This window comes from Dyella sp. SG562 (assembly GCF_011759495.1).
GTDB classification, from domain to species: Bacteria; Pseudomonadota; Gammaproteobacteria; order Xanthomonadales; family Rhodanobacteraceae; genus Dyella_D; species Dyella_D marensis.
Genome location: NZ_JAAOYS010000028.1, coordinates 1 through 5,331 on the forward strand (window position 1 = coordinate 1; position 5,331 = coordinate 5,331).

Annotated in this window: 2 tRNA genes and 3 rRNA genes; all 5 read right to left on the reverse strand. The window is 54.7% G+C overall.

The window, feature by feature from the left end:
* Positions 1 to 23: 23 nt before the first annotated feature.
* Positions 24 to 136: ribosomal RNA gene (gene rrf / locus FHW84_RS22975) — 5S ribosomal RNA — on the reverse strand.
* Between the two features lie 117 nt (positions 137 to 253).
* Positions 254 to 3,132 (reverse strand): 23S ribosomal RNA (locus tag FHW84_RS22980).
* Between the two features lie 191 nt (positions 3,133 to 3,323).
* Positions 3,324 to 3,399 (reverse strand) — tRNA-Ala (locus FHW84_RS22985).
* Between the two features lie 4 nt (positions 3,400 to 3,403).
* Positions 3,404 to 3,480, reverse strand: a tRNA-Ile gene (locus FHW84_RS22990).
* Positions 3,481 to 3,589: 109 nt separating this feature from the next.
* Positions 3,590 to 5,134 (reverse strand): 16S ribosomal RNA (locus FHW84_RS22995).
* Together the 16S, 23S and 5S rRNA genes with 2 tRNA genes alongside form the textbook arrangement of a ribosomal RNA operon.
* Between the last annotated feature and the right edge of the window lie 197 nt (positions 5,135 to 5,331).

The following is a 5,331-nucleotide window of genomic DNA, read 5'->3' on the forward strand; positions in this document are numbered from 1 at the left end:
CGGTGAGGGTTTTAGGATAAAGCCCCTGGCGATGACCTACTCTTGCATAGCAAGCTACACTACCATCGGCGCAGCTGCGTTTCACTTCCGAGTTCGGGATGGGATCGGGTGGGGCCACAGCGCTATCGTCGCCAGGGAAGGGGTGGGGGCAGCGCAGTTTGGTGCGCCAAGCCCCGCAAAGGGGTAAACGAGTGACAAGCGTCTGGTGAATCGGGATGTGAGTTGAGGAACTCACGAAGCGTCTTGGGGTTATATGGTCAAGCCGCACGGCTCATTAGTACGCGTAAGCTCAATGCATTGCTGCACTTCCACACCGCGCCTATCAACCACCTAGTCTAGATGGGGCCTTAAGGAGTCTCTGGGACTCGGGAGATCTCATCTTGGGGCGTGCTTCCCGCTTAGATGCTTTCAGCGGTTATCACTTCCGTTCGTAGCTACCGGGCAATGCCATGGGCATGACAACCCGAACACCAGCGGAACGTCCACTCCGGTCCTCTCGTACTAGGAGCAGCCCCCCTCAAATCTCCAACGCCCACGACAGATAGGGACCGAACTGTCTCACGACGTTCTGAACCCAGCTCGCGTACCACTTTAAATGGCGAACAGCCATACCCTTGGGACCGACTACAGCCCCAGGATGTGATGAGCCGACATCGAGGTGCCAAACACCGCCGTCGATATGAACTCTTGGGCGGTATCAGCCTGTTATCCCCGGAGTACCTTTTATCCGTTGAGCGATGGCCCTTCCATACAGAACCACCGGATCACTAAGACCTACTTTCGTACCTGCTTGATCCGTCGATCTCGCAGTCAAGCACGCTTATGCCTTTGCACACAGTGCGCGATGTCCGACCGCGCTGAGCGTACCTTCGTGCTCCTCCGTTACTCTTTGGGAGGAGACCGCCCCAGTCAAACTACCCACCACACACGGTCCCCGATCCGGATTACGGACCTAGGTTAGAACGTCAAGCACTTCAGGGTGGTATTTCAAGGATGGCTCCACCGAAACTAGCGTCTCGGTTTCATAGCCTCCCACCTATCCTACACAGAAGAACTCAACGTTCAGTGTGAAGCTGTAGTAAAGGTTCACGGGGTCTTTCCGTCTTGCCGCGGGAACGCTGCATCTTCACAGCGATTTCAATTTCACTGAGTCTCGGGTGGAGACAGCGCCGCTGTCGTTACGCCATTCGTGCAGGTCGGAACTTACCCGACAAGGAATTTCGCTACCTTAGGACCGTTATAGTTACGGCCGCCGTTTACTGGGGCTTCGATCAAGAGCTTCGCCTTGCGGCTGACCCCATCAATTAACCTTCCAGCACCGGGCAGGCGTCACACCCTATACGTCCACTTTCGTGTTTGCAGAGTGCTGTGTTTTTGATAAACAGTCGCAGCGGCCAGGTTACTGCGACCCTTCTCAGCTCAGCTACGCATGTAGCCACCAAAAAGGGCGCACCTTCTCCCGAAGTTACGGTGCCATTTTGCCTAGTTCCTTCACCCGAGTTCTCTCAAGCGCCTTGGGATTCTCACCCTGCCTACCAGTGTCGGTTTACGGTACGGTTTCTCTGCAGCTGAAGCTTAGTGGCTTTTCCTGGAAGCGTAGTATCAGTCACTTCGCCCTAAAGGGCTCGTCTCGGTGCTCGGTGTATGTGATCCCGGATTTGCCAAAGATCACCACCTACCGCCTTTCCCCGGGACAACCAACGCCCGGTAGACCTAACTTTCTCCGTCCCCACATCGCACTGCAGACAAGTGCCGGAATATTAACCGGCTTCCCATCGACTACGCATTTCTGCCTCGCCTTAGGGGCCGACTCACCCTGCGCCGATGAACGTTGCGCGAGGAAACCTTGGGCTTTCGGCGTGCGGGCTTTTCACCCGCATTATCGTTACTCATGTCAGCATTCGCACTTCCGATACCTCCAGCAGGCTTCTCAACCCACCTTCACAGGCTTACGGAACGCTCCTCTACCGCGCACACAAAGTGTGCACCCCGAGCTTCGGTGTAGTGCTTAGCCCCGTTAAATCTTCCGCGCAGGCCGACTCGACCAGTGAGCTATTACGCTTTCTTTAAAGGGTGGCTGCTTCTAAGCCAACCTCCTGGCTGTCTGTGCCTTCCCACATCGTTTTCCACTTAGCACTAACTTTGGGACCTTAGCTGCGGGTCTGGGTTGTTTCCCTTTTCACGACGGACGTTAGCACCCGCCGTGTGTCTCCCGTACAGTCTGTCCTGGTATTCGGAGTTTGCCATGGTTTGCTAAGTCGCGATGACCCGCTAGCCATAACAGTGCTCTACCCCCAGGAAGATACATACGAGGCGCTACCTAAATAGCTTTCGAGGAGAACCAGCTATCTCCGAGTTTGTTTAGCCTTTCACTCCTATCCTCAGCTCATCCCCATCTATTGCAACAGATGTGGGTTCGGTCCTCCAGTGCGTGTTACCGCACCTTCAACCTGGCCAAGGATAGATCACTCGGTTTCGGGTCTACTGCCAGAGACTATGCGCCCTATTCAGACTCGGTTTCCCTTCGCCTCCCCTAGACGGTTAAGCTCGCCACTGACAGTAAGTCGCTGACCCATTATACAAAAGGTACGCAGTCACCCTTGCGGGCTTCCACTGCTTGTACGTATACGGTTTCAGGGTCTATTTCACTCCCCTCTCCGGGGTTCTTTTCGCCTTTCCCTCACGGTACTTGTTCGCTATCGGTCGGTCAGGAGTATTTAGCCTTGGAGGATGGTCCCCCCATGTTCAGACAGGGTTTCACGTGCCCCGCCTTACTCAATTTCACACAACGTGCCTTTTCGCCTACAGGGCTATCACCTGCTATGGCCGGCTTTTCCAAACCGTTCGGCTAAAACATGCTGTGCTTTTGGGCTAGTCCGCGTTCGCTCGTCGCTACTGACGGAATCTCGGTTGATTTCTTTTCCTTCGGGTACTTAGATATTTCAGTTCCCCGAGTTCGCTTCACAGAGCTATGTATTCACTCAGTGATACTGCTTACGCAGTGGGTTTCCCCATTCGGACATTGCCGGATCAAAGCTTGTTGCCAGCTCCCCGACACTTTTCGCAGGCTGCCACGTCCTTCATCGCCTCTGACCGCCAAGGCATCCACCGTATACGCTTGGTCGCTTGACCATATAACCCCAAGTCGCCTCGGGATCACACGTCCAAACAACGCGTTCGCTTAATTGCCTCAACGACACATCTCGATTCGGTTTCGAACCAAGACGCTTGTCACTCGTTTACATTTTCAAAGAACACGAAATCGGCCACAGTGCCGTCTCGCTTCAAAATCTTTTTGTGTGCGCTACATATCCGCGTGGAACTGGTGGAGCCAGTCGGGATCGAACCGACGACCCCCTGCTTGCAAAGCAGGTGCTCTCCCAGCTGAGCTATGGCCCCTTAGTGGTGGGTCTGGGAGGACTCGAACCACCGGCCTCACCCTTATCAGGGGTGCGCTCTAACCACCTGAGCTACAGACCCATAAAGCTTTCGAGGCCGCCCCTTGCGGAGCGCGCCTTTCACGCCATTGGCGTGCGGATATGCAGGTGTCTTGTGTGGACGTCTTACGTCAGCGGTTCTGTCGTTCTCGAAAGGAGGTGATCCAGCCGCACCTTCCGATACGGCTACCTTGTTACGACTTCACCCCAGTCATGAACCACTCCGTGGTCGTCGCCCTCCTTGCGGTTAGGCTAACGGCTTCTGGAGCAACTCACTCCCATGGTGTGACGGGCGGTGTGTACAAGGCCCGGGAACGTATTCACCGCAGCATAGCTGATCTGCGATTACTAGCGATTCCGACTTCACGAAGTCGAGTTGCAGACTTCGATCCGGACTGGGATCGGCTTTCTGGGATTGGCTCCACCTCGCGGTATTGCAACCCTCTGTACCGACCATTGTAGTACGTGTGTAGCCCTGGCCGTAAGGGCCATGATGACTTGACGTCATCCCCACCTTCCTCCGGTTTGTCACCGGCAGTCTCCTTAGAGTTCCCACCATTACGTGCTGGCAACTAAGGACAAGGGTTGCGCTCGTTGCGGGACTTAACCCAACATCTCACGACACGAGCTGACGACAGCCATGCAGCACCTGTGTTCTGATTCCCGAAGGCACTCCCGCATCTCTGCAGGATTCCAGACATGTCAAGGCCAGGTAAGGTTCTTCGCGTTGCATCGAATTAAACCACATACTCCACCGCTTGTGCGGGCCCCCGTCAATTCCTTTGAGTTTCAGTCTTGCGACCGTACTCCCCAGGCGGCGAACTTAACGCGTTAGCTTCGACACTGATCTCCGAGTTGAGACCAACATCCAGTTCGCATCGTTTAGGGCGTGGACTACCAGGGTATCTAATCCTGTTTGCTCCCCACGCTTTCGTGCCTCAGCGTCAGTGTTGATCCAGATGGCCGCCTTCGCCACTGATGTTCCTCCCGATCTCTACGCATTTCACCGCTACACCGGGAATTCCACCATCCTCTATCACACTCTAGCTCTCCAGTATCCACTGCCATTCCCAGGTTGAGCCCGGGGATTTCACAGCAGACTTAAAGAACCGCCTACGCACGCTTTACGCCCAGTAATTCCGATTAACGCTTGCACCCTTCGTATTACCGCGGCTGCTGGCACGAAGTTAGCCGGTGCTTATTCCTCAGGTACCGTCAGCCCCGCCGGGTATTAGCCGGCAGTATTTCGCTCCTGATAAAAGTGCTTTACAACCCGAAGGCCTTCTTCACACACGCGGCATTGCTGGATCAGGCTTTCGCCCATTGTCCAATATTCCCCACTGCTGCCTCCCGTAGGAGTCTGGGCCGTGTCTCAGTCCCAGTGTGGCTGATCATCCTCTCAGACCAGCTATCGATCGTCGCCTTGGTGAGCCATTACCTCACCAACTAGCTAATCGAACATCGGTCCATCCAACCGCGCGAGGTCTTTCGATCCCCCGCTTTCTCCCGTAGGACGTATGCGGTATTAGCGTAAGTTTCCCTACGTTATCCCCCACGTCTGGGCAGGTCCCGATGCATTACTCACCCGTCCGCCACTCGCCACCCACAGTATTGCTACTGCTGTGCTGCCGTTCGACTTGCATGTGTTAGGCATGCCGCCAGCGTTCAATCTGAGCCAGGATCAAACTCTTCACTTAAGTTTTCGAACATCCGAAGATGCTCTATCTTTCTGAAGCGTTGTCCTAACCATAAAACGTCAAGCTTTTGAATTGACTCTTAGGTTAGACGCTTGCATTTGTTGGACATGAATCCATCCAACGCAAGACGCCCACACAAGTCACCTGCGCACACTGTCAAAGATCAATCACTTGCGATCCGTTCTTCGAATCGCCCC